At 70.2% G+C, this 16,853-nt stretch carries 19 protein-coding genes and 1 tRNA gene; 14 read left to right on the top strand and 6 right to left on the bottom strand.

Annotated features, from left to right (window positions below):
* Positions 1-32 precede the first annotated feature (32 nt).
* From murI to IM770_RS04085, 4 genes are all read left to right on the top strand, one after another.
* Positions 33-860: a glutamate racemase gene (gene murI / locus IM770_RS04100; RefSeq protein WP_203579803.1), complete on the top strand. Its 828-nt coding sequence runs from the start codon at positions 33-35 to the stop codon at positions 858-860.
* 28 nt (positions 861-888) lie between these two features.
* On the top strand, positions 889-1,635 hold the full coding sequence (gene rph / locus IM770_RS04095; RefSeq protein ID WP_203579802.1) for a ribonuclease PH: 747 nt from the start codon (positions 889-891) through the stop codon (positions 1,633-1,635).
* Between the two features lie 17 nt (positions 1,636-1,652).
* Positions 1,653-2,309 carry an RdgB/HAM1 family non-canonical purine NTP pyrophosphatase gene (rdgB, locus tag IM770_RS04090; RefSeq protein ID WP_203579894.1) on the top strand — a complete coding sequence of 219 codons (657 nt, stop codon included), beginning with the start codon at positions 1,653-1,655 and terminating at the stop codon, positions 2,307-2,309.
* A gap of 85 nt (positions 2,310-2,394) precedes the next feature.
* Positions 2,395-3,306 (top strand): cation diffusion facilitator family transporter, encoded by a 912-nt coding sequence (locus IM770_RS04085; RefSeq protein ID WP_203579801.1) that lies wholly within the window; start codon positions 2,395-2,397, stop codon positions 3,304-3,306.
* Positions 3,307-3,342: 36 nt separating this feature from the next.
* On the opposite strand, the gene IM770_RS04080 is transcribed toward IM770_RS04085, so the two are convergent.
* Positions 3,343-5,970, bottom strand: coding sequence for an ATP-dependent DNA ligase (locus IM770_RS04080; protein ID WP_203579800.1), 2,628 nt, complete (start codon positions 5,968-5,970; stop codon positions 3,343-3,345).
* A gap of 71 nt (positions 5,971-6,041) precedes the next feature.
* Here IM770_RS04080 and ku point away from each other — a divergent pair, with 71 nt between their 5' ends.
* Entirely contained in the window at positions 6,042-6,968 is a 927-nt protein-coding gene (gene ku, locus IM770_RS04075; protein ID WP_203579799.1) for a non-homologous end joining protein Ku, read from the top strand.
* Positions 6,969-6,984: 16 nt separating this feature from the next.
* Here ku and IM770_RS04070 read toward each other — a convergent pair whose 3' ends face one another.
* Entirely contained in the window at positions 6,985-7,770 is a 786-nt protein-coding gene (locus IM770_RS04070; protein ID WP_203579798.1) for a DedA family protein, read from the bottom strand.
* 47 nt (positions 7,771-7,817) lie between these two features.
* A tRNA-Leu gene (locus IM770_RS04065) sits at positions 7,818-7,899 on the bottom strand.
* Between the two features lie 105 nt (positions 7,900-8,004).
* Here IM770_RS04065 and IM770_RS04060 point away from each other — a divergent pair.
* Positions 8,005-8,334 (top strand): hypothetical protein, encoded by a 330-nt coding sequence (locus tag IM770_RS04060; RefSeq protein ID WP_203579797.1) that lies wholly within the window; start codon positions 8,005-8,007, stop codon positions 8,332-8,334.
* A 33-nt stretch (positions 8,335-8,367) separates the two neighbouring features.
* Here IM770_RS04060 and IM770_RS04055 read toward each other — a convergent pair whose 3' ends face one another.
* Both IM770_RS04055 and IM770_RS04050 read right to left on the bottom strand, forming a co-directional pair.
* The gene (locus IM770_RS04055) at positions 8,368-8,574 is read right to left on the bottom strand and encodes a PLDc N-terminal domain-containing protein (protein WP_203579796.1); all 207 of its coding nucleotides are present in this window, start codon (positions 8,572-8,574) and stop codon (positions 8,368-8,370) included.
* 67 nt (positions 8,575-8,641) lie between these two features.
* Positions 8,642-9,187 carry a GNAT family N-acetyltransferase gene (locus IM770_RS04050; protein WP_203579795.1) on the bottom strand — a complete coding sequence of 182 codons (546 nt, stop codon included), beginning with the start codon at positions 9,185-9,187 and terminating at the stop codon, positions 8,642-8,644.
* 257 nt (positions 9,188-9,444) lie between these two features.
* On the opposite strand from IM770_RS04050, the gene IM770_RS04045 reads away from it, so the two are divergent.
* From IM770_RS04045 to IM770_RS04015, 7 genes are read left to right on the top strand one after another with little or no spacing between them, the layout of a single operon-like run.
* Positions 9,445-10,593, top strand: a complete 1,149-nt coding sequence (locus tag IM770_RS04045) for a TadA family conjugal transfer-associated ATPase (RefSeq protein WP_203579794.1) — start codon at positions 9,445-9,447, stop codon at positions 10,591-10,593.
* Positions 10,590-11,450, top strand: a complete 861-nt coding sequence (locus tag IM770_RS04040; protein ID WP_203579793.1) for a type II secretion system F family protein — start codon at positions 10,590-10,592, stop codon at positions 11,448-11,450. Before IM770_RS04045 ends, IM770_RS04040 begins: the two co-directional genes overlap by 4 nt.
* Positions 11,447-12,376 (top strand): type II secretion system F family protein, encoded by a 930-nt coding sequence (locus IM770_RS04035; protein WP_203579792.1) that lies wholly within the window; start codon positions 11,447-11,449, stop codon positions 12,374-12,376. Before IM770_RS04040 ends, IM770_RS04035 begins: the two co-directional genes overlap by 4 nt.
* 30 nt (positions 12,377-12,406) lie before the next feature.
* Positions 12,407-12,595: a hypothetical protein gene (locus IM770_RS04030; protein WP_203579893.1), complete on the top strand. Its 189-nt coding sequence runs from the start codon at positions 12,407-12,409 to the stop codon at positions 12,593-12,595.
* Between the two features lie 28 nt (positions 12,596-12,623).
* On the top strand, positions 12,624-13,034 hold the full coding sequence (locus tag IM770_RS04025) for a TadE/TadG family type IV pilus assembly protein (protein ID WP_239065625.1): 411 nt from the start codon (positions 12,624-12,626) through the stop codon (positions 13,032-13,034).
* Positions 13,009-13,494, top strand: a complete 486-nt coding sequence (locus tag IM770_RS04020; RefSeq protein WP_203579790.1) for a TadE family protein — start codon at positions 13,009-13,011, stop codon at positions 13,492-13,494. The genes IM770_RS04025 and IM770_RS04020 overlap by 26 nt, the downstream gene beginning before the upstream one ends.
* On the top strand, positions 13,491-13,934 hold the full coding sequence (locus IM770_RS04015) for a pilus assembly protein TadG-related protein (protein WP_203579789.1): 444 nt from the start codon (positions 13,491-13,493) through the stop codon (positions 13,932-13,934). The genes IM770_RS04020 and IM770_RS04015 overlap by 4 nt, the downstream gene beginning before the upstream one ends.
* Before the next feature lie 23 nt (positions 13,935-13,957).
* Here IM770_RS04015 and IM770_RS04010 read toward each other — a convergent pair whose 3' ends face one another.
* Entirely contained in the window at positions 13,958-14,554 is a 597-nt protein-coding gene (locus IM770_RS04010) for a response regulator transcription factor (protein WP_239065773.1), read from the bottom strand.
* Between the two features lie 170 nt (positions 14,555-14,724).
* On the opposite strand from IM770_RS04010, the gene IM770_RS04005 reads away from it, so the two are divergent.
* Positions 14,725-16,632 carry a hemagglutinin gene (locus tag IM770_RS04005; RefSeq protein WP_203579787.1) on the top strand — a complete coding sequence of 636 codons (1,908 nt, stop codon included), beginning with the start codon at positions 14,725-14,727 and terminating at the stop codon, positions 16,630-16,632.
* Positions 16,633-16,853: the final 221 nt, after the last annotated feature.

Below are 16,853 nucleotides of genomic sequence, written 5' to 3'. Positions count from 1 at the left end.
CCTAGTGAGCGGCTGGCGTAGGCTGGGGCATCGTGAACGACGCGCCGATCGGAATCTTCGACTCCGGAGTCGGCGGGCTCACCGTCGCACGAGCGGTCTCGTCGCTGCTGCCGCAGGAATCGATCCTGTACATCGGCGACACCGCGCGCTCGCCCTACGGGCCGAAGCCGATCGCCGACGTGCGTCGCTACGCGCTGGAGGTGCTCGACGATCTCGTCGCGCAGGGCGTGAAGATGCTCGTGATCGCGTGCAACACCGCCTCGGCGGCGATGCTGCGCGACGCCCGCGAGCGCTACGACGTGCCCGTGGTCGAGGTCATCAATCCCGCGGTGCGCACCGCGATGTCGACCACGCGCAACGGCCGCGTCGGAGTGATCGGCACGGCCGGCACCATCAGCTCGGGCGCCTACCAGGACATGCTCGGCGTCAACGAGCGCCTGACGGTCTTCGCTCAGGCCTGCCCGCGCTTCGTCGAGTTCGTCGAGGCCGGCGTCACCGGCTCGCCGGAGGTACTGGCGGTGGCCGAGGAGTACCTGGCTCCGCTCCGGCACGCCGGGGTCGACACCCTCGTGCTGGGCTGCACGCACTACCCGTTCCTGGAGGGCGCGATCAGCTACGTCATGGGGTCGGACGTGAGCCTGGTCTCCAGCGACACAGAGACCGCGAAGGACGTCTACCGTCAGCTGGTCTCCCGCGACCTGCTGGCGGGACCGGATGCCGAGCCCCGCCACGTCTACGAGGCCACTGGCGCATCCGCCGACGAGTTCCTGAACCTCGCCCACCGGCTCATGGGCCGCGAGGTGACCGCCGTCCGCCTCGTGCAGACGGGCGCCATCGACCTTCCGACCCGCCTCGGCTGAGGCATCCGTCCCCTCCCGGAGGAGAGAAATGACCGACATCACCCGTGCCGACGGCCGCACCGTCGACCAGCTGCGCCCCATCACCATCGAGCGCGGCTGGTCGAAGCAGGCGGAGGGTTCCGCGCTCATCTCGTTCGGGAACACGAAGGTGCTGTGCACCGCCTCGTTCACCAACGGCGTGCCGCGCTGGCTCACCGGCAAGGGCAAGGGCTGGGTGACCGCCGAGTACGCGATGCTGCCCCGCGCGACCAACGACCGCAACGACCGCGAGAGCGTCAAGGGAAAGATCGGCGGTCGCACCCACGAGATCTCGCGCCTCATCGGTCGCGCGCTCCGAGCGGTGGTCGACACGAAGGCGCTCGGCGAGAACACCATCGTCATCGACTGCGATGTGCTGCAGGCGGACGGGGGCACCCGCACCGCGGCGATCACCGGCGCGTACGTCGCCCTCGCCGACGCGATCGAGTGGGGCCGCGGCAAGAAGTTCATCGGCCAGAAGGCCCAGGTTCTCTTCGACTCGGTGTCGGCGGTGTCGGTCGGGATCATCGACGGCGAGCCGATGCTCGACCTCGCCTACGTCGAGGACGTCCGCGCCGAGACCGACATGAACGTCGTCGTCACCGGACGCGGCCTGTTCGTCGAGGTGCAGGGCACGGCCGAGGGTGCGCCGTTCGACAAGCGCGAGCTCGACGCACTCCTCGACCTGGGCGTCAACGGATGCGCCGACCTGCGCGACATCCAGCTCGCCGCGCTCGCCGCGGAGGGCGGCGCATGACCGCCCGCCCCGACGAGATGTCGGACGTCGTCGCGGAGATCCAGGCGGAGTCGGCTGCGACCGGCGGCGACCTGCCGCAGATCGTGCTGGCCACGCACAACCGGCACAAGGTCGAGGAGTTCCAGGCGATCGTCGCCGCGACCCGTCCCGACCTGATCGTCGTGGCCTACGACGGTCCGGAGCCGGTCGAGGATGGCATCACGTTCGCCGAGAACGCCCTCATCAAGGCGCGGGCCGCGGCCGAGCACACGGGGCTTCCCGCGCTCGCCGACGACTCCGGCATCTGCGTCGACGTGCTCGGAGGTGCCCCCGGCGTGTTCTCGGCGTACTGGGCGGGCCACGCGAAGGACGCCTCGGCGAACCTGAACCTGCTGCTCGATCAGCTCTCCGACATCCGCGACCCGCACCGGACCGCTCAGTTCGTCTCCACGATCGCGCTGGTCGTCCCCGGCGACGCCTCGCGCGAGAGCGTCGTGGAGGGAGTGTGGCCGGGACGCCTGGCTACCGCACCGGCGGGCGAGGGCGGCTTCGGGTACGACCCGATCTTCGTGCCCGACGGCCAGCCCGACGACGAGGAGCGGACCGTCGGCGAGTTCACGTCGCTGCGGAAGAACGCGGAATCGCACCGGGCACGCGCCTTCGAGTCGCTGGCGCCGCTGCTCGCCGAGCTCTGACGGCGCGGCGGGAGTGAGAATCACGATCATTCCCGACTAGGCCGGATGCGCCTTCTCCGGCGAGGCGCGGGCTTAGCCTGAAGCCATGCACGACCACGCGCCGTCGGGGATCCGAGGGGCCGGCAACCGCCGCCTGCTCGGGATCTCGCTGGCGATCACCGTCACGGTGATGGTCGTGCAGGTCGTCGGTGCCGTGCTGTCGGGATCGCTCGCGCTGCTGGCCGACGCCGCGCATATGCTCACGGATGCCGCGGCCCTCGGCATCGCGCTGATCGCGAGCGCCGTCGCGGCTCGTCCCGCGAACGACCGTCGCACCTTCGGCTACCAGCGCGCCGAGGTCTTCGGCGCCCTGGTGAACGGCGTCATCCTCATCGTGCTGGCGGCGTGGGTCGCCGTCGAGGGTGTGTCGCGCCTGCTGAACCCCGCCCAGGGAGAGGTCGCCGGCGGTCTGATGCTCATCGTGGCGATCGTCGGGCTTCTCGCCAACGCGGTCGCGATGTGGCTGCTGAGCTCGGCCCAGCGGCACAGCATCAACGTGCGCGGTGCGTATCTCGAGGTGCTCGGCGACCTCGTCGGGTCGGCAGCCGTCATCGTGGCGGCGATCGTCGTGGTCACGACGGGCTGGGACCAGGCCGACGCCGTCGCGTCGCTGCTCATCGCGGCGATGATCGTGCCCCGCGCGATCCGGCTGCTCGGCGAGGTGGTCTCGGTGCTCGCCGAGTCGGCGCCGAAGGGCACGCATGTGCGCGAGATCCGCGATCACATCCTCGCGACGCCCGGCGTGGTCGACGTCCACGACGTGCACGTCTGGCAGCTCACGCGCGGCGCGCCGGTGTTCACCGCCCACGTGGTGGTCGACGCGGCCGCGTTCGCCGACGGCCGCGCCGCCGGCATCCTGAGCGGCCTGCAGGACTGCCTGTCGCAGCACTTCGACGTCGAGCACTCGACCTTCCAGCTCGAGCCCGCGGGACACGTGGAGCACGAAGCGCACGCCTGATCCCCGGTACGCTCGCTCCGCGCGGCTCGCGCCGCGCTACTCGCTCGGCGGTGCGTCCTCACGGCGGACCTCTGCGGGGGACTTGTCGGGCCGCAGGCCGCGCCAGCGCGGGTGCCGCAGGATGCCGCCGGGCGTGAACTCGCCGTACTCCACCTCGCCGACGAGCTCGGGGCGCACCCACAACGCGTCACGCGCGTCGAGCGGCGGCACGCCCGACAGCGGATTCTCTGCGGTCCGCAGCGGCGTGAGCTTCGTCATGAGGGTGCGGAGCGTCGAGTCGCTGAAGCCGGAACCGACGCGGCCGGCGTAGTGCAGGCCCTCGTCGCCGGGGATGCCCAGCAGCAGCGATCCGAAGGTGCTGCTGCGCCCGCCCTTGCCGGGGCGGATGCCCGCGATCACCACCTCCTGCGTGCGCGTCAGCTTGACCTTGAGCCACGAATCCGAGCGCCCGCCGCGGAGGTAGCGCGAGGTGGGGTCCTTCACGACGATCCCCTCGAGCCGCAGCTGTTCGCTGGTGTCCAGTGCGGCGTCGACGTCGTCGAAGACCGGCGGGACGACGATCGGATCGACGGATGCCGCGGCCACCGCCTCGAGCACATCGCGGCGTTCGCGCAGCGGGAGGTCGGCGAGGTCGTCGCCGTCGTGCGAGAGCACGTCGAACAGGTAGTAGCGCACGGGCGTCCGGCGCGCTTCGCGCGCGATGTCGCCCGCGCGCTCGAGGTTCATGCGGGTCTGCAGGAGCGGGAAGCTCGGCCGACCGTCGGGCTCGAGGGCGACCAGCTCGCCGTCGACCACGCAGGGTGCGGGGCCGAAGCCCGCGTCGACCGCGGTGAGCTCGGGGTAACGGTGCGTGACCTCATTGCCGCTGCGCGCGAAGAGGCGCAGGCGCTCTCCGTCCCACACGCCGAGCGCGCGGATGCCGTCCCACTTCATCTCGACCCACGCGTGCTCGTCCCACTGCTCCGCGTCCTGCCGTGCCCGATCGGGCGTCGCCGAGGTGGCGAGCATGGGGCGCAGCGACTCCAGGCGGACGGGGGCATCCGTCCGGCGCTCGGCCGTGTCAACGGCATCAGGTGATTTCGCGGACGCAGGACGATCGGTCGTGGAATCTCCTGCGCCCGTGAGATCTCCTGACCTCGCACCCGTCCGCGGCTGCGCGTCCCCGGCCACCGCACGTCGGCCGCGACCCGTCCGGGCGGCCGCTGCGCGCGGCTCGTCGGCCTGCGGCGTCGGCTCGACGACGATGCCGTCCGGCTGAGGCCGGCCCTCGGCATCCGTCTTCATCCGATGCAGCAGCCAGCTCGACTTCTCACCCTCGCCCTCGGTGCGGATGAGGGCCAGCCGCACGCGGCCGAGGGGTCCGCCGGGCCGCCCTTCGAGCGTGGCGATCACCTCGTCGTCGCGCCACTTCTCGAGGTCGTAGCGGCCGTCGTCCCAGATGGTGACCGTTCCGCCGCCGTACTCGCCCGCGGGGATCGTGCCCTCGAACGTCGCGTAGTCCATCGGGTGGTCCTCGGTCATGATCGCGAGGTTGTTCCGCTTGTACGAGTGTGGCACCCCACGCGGCACGGCCCAGCTCACCAGCACGCCGTCGTGCTCGAGGCGGAAATCCCAGTGCAGTGCGGTGGCGTGGTGCTCCTGGATCACGAAGCGCGGGCGCTCGCCGGTCGGACTGGTGCCCAGGGGTTTCGCCGGCACGGGCTCGGGCGTGCGGTCGGCGCTGCGTTTGGCGATGTACGCCGACAGCGGCCCGGACTCGGCCTCACGACCGCCGGCGTGGAACCCGAGGGCGGCCATCGGGTCGCCGGCCGTCTCGATCCGGTCGAGCACCTCGGTGAACGACAGGTGCCGCAAGCCCGGCTCGTCGAGCTCTTCCCACGTGCGGGGCGCGGCGACGGTCGGGTGCGCCCGGCCGCGCAGCGAGTACGGCGCGATCGTCGTCTTGGAGCCGTTGTTCTGGCTCCAGTCGATGAGCACCTTGCCGTGGCGCTCCGACTTCTTCATGCTGCTGACGACCAGGTCGCGGTGGTCGGCCTCGATCGCGCGAGCCAGCTCGTTGGCGAGCGCCGACGCCTGCTCGGTCGACTGTCCCGGCGGCAGGGCGGTGTAGAGATGGATGCCCTTGCTGCCACTGGTCACGGGGTACGGCTCGAGGCCCATGCCGACGAGAAGCGTGCGCGCCCAACCGGCGACGACGGCGCATTCGGTCAGCCCCACGCCCGGACCCGGATCGAGGTCGAGCACCAGCCGGTCCGCGGGTCCGCGCTCGCCGTCCGGAGCGAAGCGCCACTGCGGCACGTGCAGCTCGAGGCTCGCGACCTGCGCGAGGTACACGAGGGTCGGCACGTCGCCCACCAGCGGATACTCCTTGGTTCCCGTGGAGTGGGGGATCGGCATCCGTCTCACCCACGACGGCGCGCCGCGCTCGAGGTCTTTGGCGAAGAAGACCATCCCCGGGTCGTCCTCGGTGCCCACGCCGTCGGGCCAGCGCTTGCGGGTGACGGGCCGGCCGATCACGTGGGGGATCAGCACCTCCGCGACGCGCGAGTAGTAGTCGATCACCTCGCCCTTGGTGGTGCCGGTCTCAGGGTAGAGCACCTTGTCGAGGTTCGTGATGCGCAGGCGGCGCCCGCCGATGCGCACCAGCTGCTCGTCGCCCGCCATGGGCTCAGAGTATCGGCGCCGCGATGCGCAAGGGGTGGCCGCGTGTCGGCGCCCTGGTGTTCACTGGTGGGGTGAGAGCGATCTGGAAGGGTGCACTGACGTTCGGCCTCGTCAACGTGCCGGTGAAGGTGTACTCGGCGACCGAGGACCACGACGTGTCGCTGCATCAGGTGCACAACAAGGACGGCGGGCGCATCCGCTACCAGCGCAAATGCGAGGTCTGCGGCGAGATCGTCGCGTTCCAAGACATCGACAAGGCCTACGACGACGGTGAGCGCACGGTGGTGCTCACCAAGGAAGACCTCGACTCGCTGCCCGCCGAGCGCAGCCGGGAGATCGACGTGGTCGAGTTCGTGCCGAGCGATCAGATCGATCTGCTGACACTGGATCGCTCGTACTACCTGGAGCCGGATTCGTCGTCACCCAAGGCGTACGTGCTGCTGCGCAAGACGCTCGAGCAGACCGACCGCACGGCGATCGTCCGCTTCTCGCTGCGCCAGAAGACCCGCCTCGCGGCGCTCCGCGTGCGCGACGACGTGCTGGTGCTCCAGACGCTCCTGTGGTCCGACGAGGTGCGCGAGGCCGCCTTCCCCTCGTTGGACGAGACGGTGCGGATCTCGGCGAAGGAACTCGAGCTGTCGGCATCCCTCGTCGAGAGCTTCTCGAGCGACTTCGATCCGGAGGAGTTCAAGGACGAGTACCAGGAGGAGCTGCGCACCCTCATCGAGGCCAAGCTCGAGAAGGGCGACGCCGTCGACACGGCCGAGACGTTCGGCGAGCAGGAAGAGGAAGAGGCAGGCGGCGAGGTGATCGACCTCATGGCCGCGCTCCGCGCCAGCGTTGAGAAGTCGCGTGCGGCGCGCGAGGGCGGGTCCGCCTCGTCGGCGACCGAGAAGGATGCCGAGGCCCCGGCGAAGTCGACGGCCAAGGCGCCCGCCAAGAAACCCGCTGCGAAGACCGCCGCCAAAAAGCCCGCGGCCAAGAAGAAGGCGTCTTGACCCTCGCGGAGTGAGTTCAGCCCTTGTGGGCGTCGCCCTCGTGGTGCTCGGGACCGCGGTCGAAGACCTCGGGGTCGAGCACGAGCGCCTGGGCCTCGTCGTGATCGGTGACCACGTCTTCACCCGCCGCGGCGGCCTTCTTGGCCTTGCTGCGCTCACGCAGGTAGTGCCAGAGGGTCACGACGGCCGTGCCGCCGACGGCCGCGAGCAGGATGAGGTCGATGTAGTTCTCCACGAACTCGGCGACCGGCGGGATGAAGCCGATGAGATAGCCGAACATCGTGAGCCCGAAGCCCCAGATCACCGCGCCGATGAAGTTGTAGAGCGTGTACTTCCACTTGTTCATGTGGCCGATGCCGGCGGCGACCGGAGCGAACGTGCGGATGATGGGGACGAAGCGAGCCAGGATGATCGTGAGTCCGCCGAAGCGCTCGAAGAAGGCGTTGGTGCGTTCGACGTTCTTGACGCTGAAGAGGCCCGACTCCTTCTTCTCGAACACCGCCGGCCCGCCCTTGTGGCCGATGTAGTACCCGACTTCACCGCCGATGAAGGCGGCGAGGCCGATCAGGAGAGCGACCCACCACACGCTCAGGCCGAAGACGCCGTTCGACGCGTAGGGCTGGGGGTGGGAGAGCAGTCCTGAGATCACCAGGAGGGTGTCGCCCGGCAGCAGGAAGCCGACGAGCAGGCCCGTCTCGGCGAAGACGATGAAGCAGACGACGACGAGCGCCCACGGTCCTGCCCATCCGATGATGGACGCCGGATCGAGCCACGGGATCAGGGCGGAGGGGACTGCGTGCACGATGTGGGTTTCCCGTCGTCAGTCGGCGGAGGATGCGCGGATTCGCGTGCGGAAGGTGGGACTTGAACCCACACGCCCGGAGGCACAGGAACCTAAATCCTGCGTGTCTGCCAATTCCACCACTCCCGCGACGCGTTCAGTCTACTGACGCGCAGGGACGCGAGCCCGGGGGACAACCCGACGGTTTGCTGTGGACGCTCGGGTATCGTGTACGAGTCCCCGAAGGAGCCGATCGTGAACCCGCTCGTCTGGCCGATCATCGTTACGTTCATCGTGCTCGGCGTCCTCGCCTACCTGGGGCTCTGGAAGCAGTGGATGCGCGTCCCGCGTGGGTACGGCACGTACATGGGGTTCTCCATGCTGTACATCGGCCTCGCGCTCGGGGTCGGCGGTCTCGCGGTGGAGCTCGGCGTGGTGCGGACTCCGTTCGGCACTGTCGTGATGGGCGTCGCCGTACTGCTGCTGCTCGTCGCGATCGTCGGGTTCTGGTGGCTGCCGTCGTTCCTACAGCCTCGGTGGTTCCGTATCTGGCTCGCGGCGACCCGCCGGTCGGATGGTCGGTGAACCGCCCGGATCAGACGCCGGTCGACGTGCTCGTCAGCGCCTGATGCCGAACAGGAAGTAGCTCGCCGGCCCGATCCAGTTGACGAGGATGGCCGGAATCCACGCGGCCTTGGGCCCGCGTACCTCGTCGGCCTCGCGGTGGGCGAGGTCCCAGAACGCGAGGAAGGCGAACGCGACCTGCACGATGCCCAGGATCCCGAGGCCGGCCTTCGCGCTGGGGGAGATCTCGGTCTTCGTCATCGTCGTCCTTTCGTCGGTGCTTCCATCCTGCCGCGCGAAGACGGATGCCGCACCCCTCGGCGCCGCTTCACCGCGTGAGTACGTCGAGGCGCTGACCACCGTCGATCGTCACGTTTCCGAGAACCCGGTAACCCAGCCGTGCATAGAAGCGCTGAGCCGGCTCAGCCTGTGCATACACGCCGAGCACGACGTGCGCCTCACACCGCGATTCGAGGAGCCGCGTGAGGCACAGCTCCGCGACGCCCCGGCGCCGCGCAGCAGCCGCGGTCGCGAGCTCCTGGATCACGAAGACGTCGTCGGCGGCGTCTGCGAGGGAGGTGGTCTCGGCGGTGTCGCAGCGTCGGAGAAGGCGCTGCCACCCCGCGTCCGACGAGAGGGTGCGTCCGAGCCCGAATCCGAGGATCGCCGAGTCCTGGGTGGCGACCGCCAGGGTGCCGCCGGGGGTGGCGAGGAGCTCTGGACCCCACACCGCGATCTCTCCCAGACGACCAGGATCCTCATCGTACGGAGGCGCCGAGAACGCTTCGACGAACAGCCGCGTCACGGCGTTCCACACCGCAGCGTCTGCCTGCGCCGACCACAGCTCGACCACGGGCGGAGACAGCGAGGGCATCCCGCCATCCTGGCGCATTCTCCCGATCCGGCGTGGACCCCGCAGCTTCGACAGCCCTGCTTCCGGCGGCCGGATGACGCCTCACCGCGGAGCACGTTCCGCCGACGCTGCTGAGACTGCCTCCGCACGAGACGCCCCGCGCCGACGGAGAGCGGCGGTGGCGTTCGCGAGTGTGCAGCGCCGTTGACGTGCGCGTGCGGCTGCGGCGCTGTGGATAACTTTCGGCTGGCTCGGCGCCGAATTGCCAAGATGCTGACGTGACCTCCTCCGCCGCCCCCGTCGCGACCGTCGTGGCGGAGCGGGTGCGGGAGCGGCTGCGCGCGGAGCGGTCCGATCCGACGCGCGACCCGGACTTCGCCGCACAGATCGCCCGCGCGGAGGTTCGGCGTCACAACGACTTCGCTCTCGCGCGGGGGCTCGCGCCGGTCGACGACGAGAGTGCGTGCGTGCGCGAGGTGCTCGCGGCCGTCGCCGGCTTCGGTCCGCTGCAGGCGTACCTCGACGATCCGACGGTCGAGGAGCTCTGGATCAACGCCCCGGACCGCATCTTCGTCGCGCGCGGCGGCGTCGCCGAGCGGACGCCGCTGATGCTCACCGATACGGCGGTCCGCGATCTGGTGGAGCGGATGCTGCAGTCCAGCGGTCGTCGTGTCGACCTCAGCCAGCCCTTCGTCGACGCCTCTCTGCCGGACGGGAGCCGGCTCCACGTGGTGATCCCCGACATCACCCGGCGCCACTGGGCGGTGAACATCCGCAAATTCCTGCCCGCGTATCGCGACCTCGGCCGGCTCGTCGCGGCCGGCTCGATCGCTCCGGCGGCTGCCACCCTCCTCCGCGACGCGATGATCGCGGGCCGCTCGGTCCTCGTCTCGGGCGCCACCCACGCCGGCAAGACGACACTGCTCGGCGCGCTGATCGCCGCCTGCCCGCCCGACCAGCGCATCGTCACGGTGGAGGAGACGTTCGAGCTGGCCGTCGCCGCCCCCGACCTCGTGGCGCTGCAGGGTCGGCAGCCCAGCCTCGAGGGCACCGGCGAGGTCACCCTTCGGCGCCTCGTCAAGGAGGCGCTGCGCATGCGCCCCGACCGCCTCGTCGTCGGCGAGGTGCGCGATGCCGAGGCCCTCGACCTGCTGCTGGCGCTCAACACGGGTGTCCCGGGCGCCGCGACCATCCACGCCAACTCGGCGCGGGAAGCGCTGGGCAAACTCGCCGCGCTGCCTCTCCTGGCCGGGCGGAACATCGACGCGGCGTTCGTGCAGCCGGCTGTCGCGGCATCGGTCGATCTCGTCGCCCACTGCGAAAAGGACGCCGCCGGCATGCGCCGCGTCGTCGAGATCGTCGTGCCGACCGGCGTCGCCGGCGGTGTCGTCACGGCCGAGACCCTGTACCGAGCGGAGTCGGTGTGACCTTCGTGTGGGGCGCCGCGCTGGCGGCCGGGCTGCTGCTGACGGTGTCGCCGTGGCTCTGGCCTGCCGGATCGCAGACGCGGCCGGCGTCCTCTCGTCAGGGGCGCATCGCGCGACTTCTCGAGGATGCCGGCATGTCCCGGCTCTCCGTCGTCTCCCTCGTCATCGTCGCCGGGGTCTGCGCCCTCGTCGCCGCGGCGATCGCGTGGCTGATCGCTCCGGTTGCCGCATTGGCGCTCGTCGCGGCCGCGGCGGGGGCGATCGCCCCGTTCGCGTGGTTGCGCGCGCGGCGCTCCAAGCTCCTGCGCACCAGGCGCGGACTGTGGCCGGATGTCTGCGACCTGCTCATCGCCTCGGTGAGGGCGGGGATGTCGCTTCCCGACGCGGTCGCCAGTCTCGCGGAGTCGGCACCGGCCGAGCTGCGACCGCCGTTCGCGGTGTTCGCGCGCGACGTAGCGGCGTCAGGACACTTCGACTCCAGCGTGCTCCGGCTCAAGAAGAGTCTCGCCGACCCCGTCGCCGACCGGATCGTCGAGACCCTGCGCATGGCACGCCAGGTCGGTGGCACGGAGCTCACACCGGTGCTCCGGGCACTCGCCGCCTCGGTTCGCGCGGACGCCACACTGCGCGCGGAGGTCGAGTCGCGGCAGTCCTGGATCCGCGGCGCCGCGATCCTCGGCGTCGTCGCTCCGTGGGTGATCCTCGCGATGCTCGCGATGCGCCCGGAGGGCGCGCGGGCCTACGGAAGCCCTGGTGGCATCGTCCTCATCCTCGTGGGCGCTGCGGTGTCATTCGTCGCGTACCGGCTCATGCTGCGGCTCGGCCGCCTTCCCGAGCCGCGACGGTGGTTCGGATGACCGGCTTCGCGGTGGGCGACCTGGCCTACGCGGTGGTGCTCGGCACGGCGCTCGGCATCGGCGCGTGCCTGCTGATCTCACTCGCTCCGCGCTGGGGCGCGCCCAGCCTCGCGCGCCGTATCGCGCCTTACATCCGCGACGTCACCGACGCGCGCGGACTCGACGTGACGGCCGGCGGCATGGGGGCCTCGCTCGCGTGGAGGGACTACGCCGAGCGCCGCCCCTCCCGCCTGGCAGGTGGCGACGCGGCTCTGGCCCGACGGCTGCATCGCGCGGCGTGGAGCATCGACCCCGCGCGGTTCCGCGGTCGCCAGCTCGGCTGGGCGATCGCGGGACTCGCCGCCGGGGGAGTGGGCGTGGTGGCTCTGGTGCTCGCGGGCAGAGGGTCGCCGGTGCTCGGGCTGCTTCCGCCTGTCGCCGCGGTGTCCGCGGCCCTCGCGTACGACGCGTGGCTGACGCACGCGGGACGCGCCCGTACCGGACGCATCGAGGAGGAGCTGCCGACGGTGCTCGAGTTCCTCGCCCTCTGCCTGTCGGCCGGCGAGGGCATCCTGGATTCGCTGCGACGGGTGAGTGAGGTCGGTGCCGGCGAGCTGACCGGCGAGCTGCGGGGAGTGGTCGTCGCCGTCGGCACCGGTTCGCCGCTGTCGGACTCGCTCGCCCGGCTCGCCGCCAGCCTCGAGATCCCGGCCCTCACGCGCACGGTCGATCAGCTCGTGGCGGCGATCGAGCGCGGCGCGCCGCTCGCGCACGTGCTCCAGGCTCAGGCGCTCGACGCGCGCGAAGACGCCAAGCGCACGCTCATCGAGCGCGCCGGACGGAAGGAGATCTTCATGCTCTTTCCACTGGTGTTCCTGATCCTGCCGTTGAGCGTGCTGTTCGCGGTGTTCCCCGGGATCTTCATGCTTCGACTCGGACTCGGCTGACAGCCGGAAGGAGAAATGATGAACGCACGGATGCGGCAGCTGGTGGCGCGGATTCGCACTGCGGGTCGCGAGCTCGTTGAGGACGACCGGGGAGATGTCCCGGGCTGGGTCCTCATCACTCTCATGACCGCCGGGCTCGTGGTGCTGATCTGGGCCATGGCCGGGCCGGCCCTCGCCGACCTGTTCGAGCAGGCGATCAGCCGCGTCTCGGGACTCTGAATCGGGGATGGTCGTCGTGGTCCGTGCGATGAGGCGCGTCCGCGCGCGCCTCGCGGCGGCAGCGCGCGACGACGCGGGCTCGAGCCCGGTCGAGTTCGTGCTGGTGGGCGCCCTGCTCACGGTGCTGACGCTCGGAGTCCTGCAGTTCGGTCTGGCCGTGTACGTGCGCAACGTGGTGCACGACGCGGCGGTCGAGGGCGCCTTTCACGCCGCCCTCGCCGACACGACCCTCGACGAGGGCGCGCAGCGCACGCGCGACATCGTCAGCCGCACGATCGGCGTGGAGTATGCGACTGACGTGGCGGTGCGCGAGAGCACCTCGCTCGGGCAGGAGACGGTTCAGGTTCGCGTCGCCGCCACACTCCCGCTCATCGGCCTGCTGGGTGCGTCGCGCTCAATGGAGGTGACGGCCCATGCTCCGGTCGAATCCTTCGATTGACGCCGTTCGCGCGGCAGCCGAATCGGCGGACGACGCCACGGACCGCGGATCGGCGGCACTGGAGTTCATCGTGGTCGGGCTGATCCTGCTCGTGCCGCTGGTCTACATCGTCGTGGCACTGGGACTCATCCAGGGGCAGAGCCTCGGCGCAGAGGCCGCGTCGCGTCACATCGCTCGCGCCGTCTCGACGGCCGCCGACGCCGACGACGCGCGCGCTCGCGCTGACGCGGTCCTCGCTGCGGTATCCGAGGAGTACGGACTCGACGACGTCGACCTCTCGATCGGCTGCACGCCGGCCGGCGCCGCATGTCCGAGCGCGGGCGCCACGCTGCACGTGAGCGTCCGGACTGTCGTCGCCCTTCCGCTCGTGCCGCCGGTGCTCGAGCTCGACCGGATCGCCGCGATACCGGTCGAGGCCTCGGCCGCGCACAAGGTCTCGCGCTTCTGGAGCGAGCGATGAACCGTCGGCTCAAGGCGCTTCTCGGTCGACGTCACGGCGCCGACGACGAGGGCAGCGTGCTGCTCCTCACCCTCGGCTACGGCGTGCTCGCCATCGCGGTGATCCTCGTGTGCACGGCCGCGACCAGCCTGTACCTCGCGCAGAAGCAGCTGGACGCGGTGGCGGATGCCGCGGCGCTCGCCGCAGCCGATGGCTTCGAGCTCTCGGTGGTGGACGGTGAGCCTGTCGCCACGCTCACGTCCGACGGTGTGCGCCGTGAGGCAGAGGCGATGGTGGGCGCCGTCGCCACCGACGCGCGCCTCATCTCGGCGACGACTCCGGATGGCGTGTCCGCGCGCGTCACGGTGGCCGGGTCGTGGCATCCGCCCGTCGTCACCATGTTCGTGCCCGACGGCGTCGCGCTCGAGGCGACCGCAACCAGCCGCACAGCACTCCGCTGACGACGAGAGTCTCGCCAGGGGGTTCACATATCGGCTGAGCCCGCACGAGCGGCGAGCGCCACCGCCTCCATGCGGGAGTGCACGCCGAGCTTGCCGAGCAGATTCTGCATGTGCGCCCCGACCGTCTTGATGCTGATGCCCATGGCCGTCGCCACCTGCTTCTGCGTCATGCCCTCCGTCGTCAGCGTGAGCACCTGGCGCTCGCGCTGCGTGAGGGTGGTCAGGCGTCTCAGGTCGGCGGTCGCGCTGCGCGCGGGCTTCGTCCGCTCGACGAGGCGGCGCACGCGCGCGAGGAACTCCTCGGCGTCCATCGACTCTGCGGCGTAGTCGTCGGCGCCGACGAGCAGGCCCGCCACGACATCGGCGGGCGTGATGCGGTCGGCCGAGACGAGCACAGCGGGCATGTCGGGCCCATAGCGATCGCGAAGCTCGCGGAGGAAACCGCAGCCGCCGTCTTCGACCTCGAGGATCGCCACCGCCGGCGCGGTGCCGTTCAGCCACGTGGCGGCATCCGTTGCTCGTCCGAACTCCGCGGAGCGCAGGCCGAGTCGCCCCAACAGTGCCACATAGTCGGACCTGACATGGTCGCCCGCGACGACCAACCCGTACGCATCTTCCATGCTCACGATTCCTCCCCGAATCGCGCGCCTCTCGCCTGGAACGCCACCTAGGGAGATTACCCAGCCCCAGATGTCCGGTTCACCCAATGGTCGCATTCCCACGCGGTTCCTAGGGTAAGCGCTGGGCCGCGCCGCTACCAGTGGCGTGGCGACCTGGGGAAGGGGAGATCATGTCGGAGAAGGTGCGGCGACGCTCGCTCGCCGCGGGAATAGTCGGCTGTCTGGTGGCAGCCTTGATCATCGGCTCGGCGCCGGCAGCGTTCGCCGTCACCGTCGGCCCGTACGAGATCGAAGGGAACCCGATTCCGGACAACGCGGGCATCCCGACGTACAGCGATCCGGCGGGCAACACCAAGGAATTGGGGCCGGTCAACTCGAGCACGACCAAGATCGGCGTCATCCACAATGACGCGTTGCCGACGCTCGACCTGACCAACCCCAACTCGCAGGTCGACCTCAATCGCGTGTGGCTCGAGGCCAAGCGCGTCTCCAACGAGGACTTCCTGTACTTCGCGTGGCAGCGCGACAAGGAGACCGGCAGCGGCTTCATCGCGTTCGAGTTCATGAAGAACCCGGCTCCTGCGGAGTGCGCGTACGGCTCTGCGACGGACGCGCAGCTGATGGCTGCCTGCAATCCGTGGAAGAACCGCGCTCCGGGCGACTTCCTGATCCTGTGGGACCAGCAGGGCGGCAGCACGAAGCTGTACGTCCGCATCTGGCAGGCGAACATGACCTTGAGTCCGATCAGCGAGCTGCCGGCGAACACGTACCACGCCGAGTACAGCCCCGACGGATTCCGGGGGGAAGCCGCCATCAACCTGACACTCAACGGAATGGGCTCCGGCGGGTCGTGCCTCGCGTTTGCGAACGTGATCCCCAGCACCGTCACCGGCAACTCCGACACCGCCGACTACAAGGACACCGTCCTGCAGCGCATCTCCATCAGCAACTGCGCGTCGCAGACCCGGACGACTCCGTCCGACGTCAACGGGCTGTCGCTCGGTGGGACGGTCTCGATCGGCGGCGGTGTCGTCGCGGTGAAGGACTCGGCGGAGGTCAGCGTCACGGGCGGCAATACCAATGCCGCGGGGAGTGTCGCGTTCTGGCTCTGCAAGGTGGACACGGGCGCGTGCGACGGGACGACCGGCCGGGTCGGAACGCCCATCGGCTCGACGAACCTGAATACGGCGGCTCAGTATCCGCAGACGATCCTCTCGCCGACGGCGTGGGTGACGTCTGTGGGTCGCTACTGCTGGCGCGCGGTGTTCACGGGTGACCCTGCGAACCAGATCCCGGGTTCCGCGGACTTCGACGCGACGCGAGAGTGCTTCACCGTCACTCCGGTGACGCCGACGCTCTCGACGACGGCGAGCGCCGACGTGACACTCGGCAACGAGATCAGTGACGACGCGGAGCTGGACGGCACAGCCACCCAGCCGACGGCGGCGATCATCGAGACCGTCGAGCCGACCGGCCTGACGCCGGCAGGTGGCACCATCGTCTTCAAGGCCTACGGCCCGCTGGACGACGACTGCAACGGCGCCGCGACCTACACCTCGAACGCGGTGACGGTCAGTGGAGACGGCACCTACGAGAACTCGCCCGCCTTCGTGCCGACGCTTCCGGGCGACTACCACTGGGTGGCCGTCTACAGCGGCTCGTCGCCGAACACCAACGGTCTCACGCACAACGCGGACTGCCTGGACGACGCTGAGGACGTGACGGTGACCACCGTCGCCTCTTCGCTGACCAGCGACCAGACCTGGGTGCCCAACGACTCGGTCACGCTGACCGCGCCGGCGGGCGGACCCATGACGGGAACGGTCCACATCGCGCTGTATCCGAACGGTGACTGCGACCACACCGACGACCCGATCTACGCGGACGATCTTCCGGTGCCTGGCCCCGGCGGACAGACCGTGGAAACGGACAACGAGACCGCAGTCCTCGAGTCCGGCGAGTATTCGTGGGAGATCAGCTACACGAGCACGAACCCGGCCCAGCGCAGCATCGGAGCGAGCTGTGAGGAGACCTCGTCGATCACCATCCTGAACGGAGGTGCCGCGACGAGCGACTGAGGCGACGTTCCGCGCCTCGCGCGGAACCACGACGGCCGTGGGCATCAGCCCGCGGCCGTCTTCGCGTGAGGGATGGATGAGGCGGCGCGCCTCCGCTACAGTGGTGCCCGATTCAGTGCTCCGGCACGTGACCGGAAGGAGGAGAACGATGGCTGTCTTCGTCATGGCCCGTGTCCATTCCCCTTCCCTCGAGGTCGCCCGCACCCACTGAGATCGGCGGC

The organism is Microbacterium hibisci (assembly GCF_015278255.1).
Taxonomy (GTDB): domain Bacteria; phylum Actinomycetota; class Actinomycetes; order Actinomycetales; family Microbacteriaceae; genus Microbacterium; species Microbacterium hibisci.
This window is presented reverse-complemented; position numbering and strand designations above follow the sequence as displayed.

Excerpts from the sequence above, each read along its gene's own strand:
- rph (WP_203579802.1), top strand. The coding sequence starts at position 889 with ATGACCGACATCACCCGTGCCGACGGCCGCACCGTCGACCAGCTGCGC.
- rdgB (WP_203579894.1), top strand. The coding sequence starts at position 1,653 with ATGTCGGACGTCGTCGCGGAGATCCAGGCGGAGTCGGCTGCGACCGGC.
- IM770_RS04085 (WP_203579801.1), top strand. The coding sequence starts at position 2,395 with ATGCACGACCACGCGCCGTCGGGGATCCGAGGGGCCGGCAACCGCCGC.
- IM770_RS04080 (WP_203579800.1), bottom strand. The coding sequence starts at position 5,970 with ATGGCGGGCGACGAGCAGCTGGTGCGCATCGGCGGGCGCCGCCTGCGC.
- IM770_RS04055 (WP_203579796.1), bottom strand. The coding sequence starts at position 8,574 with ATGACGAAGACCGAGATCTCCCCCAGCGCGAAGGCCGGCCTCGGGATC.
- IM770_RS04050 (WP_203579795.1), bottom strand. The coding sequence starts at position 9,187 with ATGCCCTCGCTGTCTCCGCCCGTGGTCGAGCTGTGGTCGGCGCAGGCA.
- IM770_RS04035 (WP_203579792.1), top strand. The coding sequence starts at position 11,447 with ATGACCGGCTTCGCGGTGGGCGACCTGGCCTACGCGGTGGTGCTCGGC.
- IM770_RS04030 (WP_203579893.1), top strand. The coding sequence starts at position 12,407 with ATGCGGCAGCTGGTGGCGCGGATTCGCACTGCGGGTCGCGAGCTCGTT.
- IM770_RS04025 (WP_239065625.1), top strand. The coding sequence starts at position 12,624 with ATGAGGCGCGTCCGCGCGCGCCTCGCGGCGGCAGCGCGCGACGACGCG.
- IM770_RS04020 (WP_203579790.1), top strand. The coding sequence starts at position 13,009 with ATGCTCCGGTCGAATCCTTCGATTGACGCCGTTCGCGCGGCAGCCGAA.
- IM770_RS04015 (WP_203579789.1), top strand. The coding sequence starts at position 13,491 with ATGAACCGTCGGCTCAAGGCGCTTCTCGGTCGACGTCACGGCGCCGAC.
- IM770_RS04010 (WP_239065773.1), bottom strand. The coding sequence starts at position 14,554 with ATGGAAGATGCGTACGGGTTGGTCGTCGCGGGCGACCATGTCAGGTCC.
- IM770_RS04005 (WP_203579787.1), top strand. The coding sequence starts at position 14,725 with ATGTCGGAGAAGGTGCGGCGACGCTCGCTCGCCGCGGGAATAGTCGGC.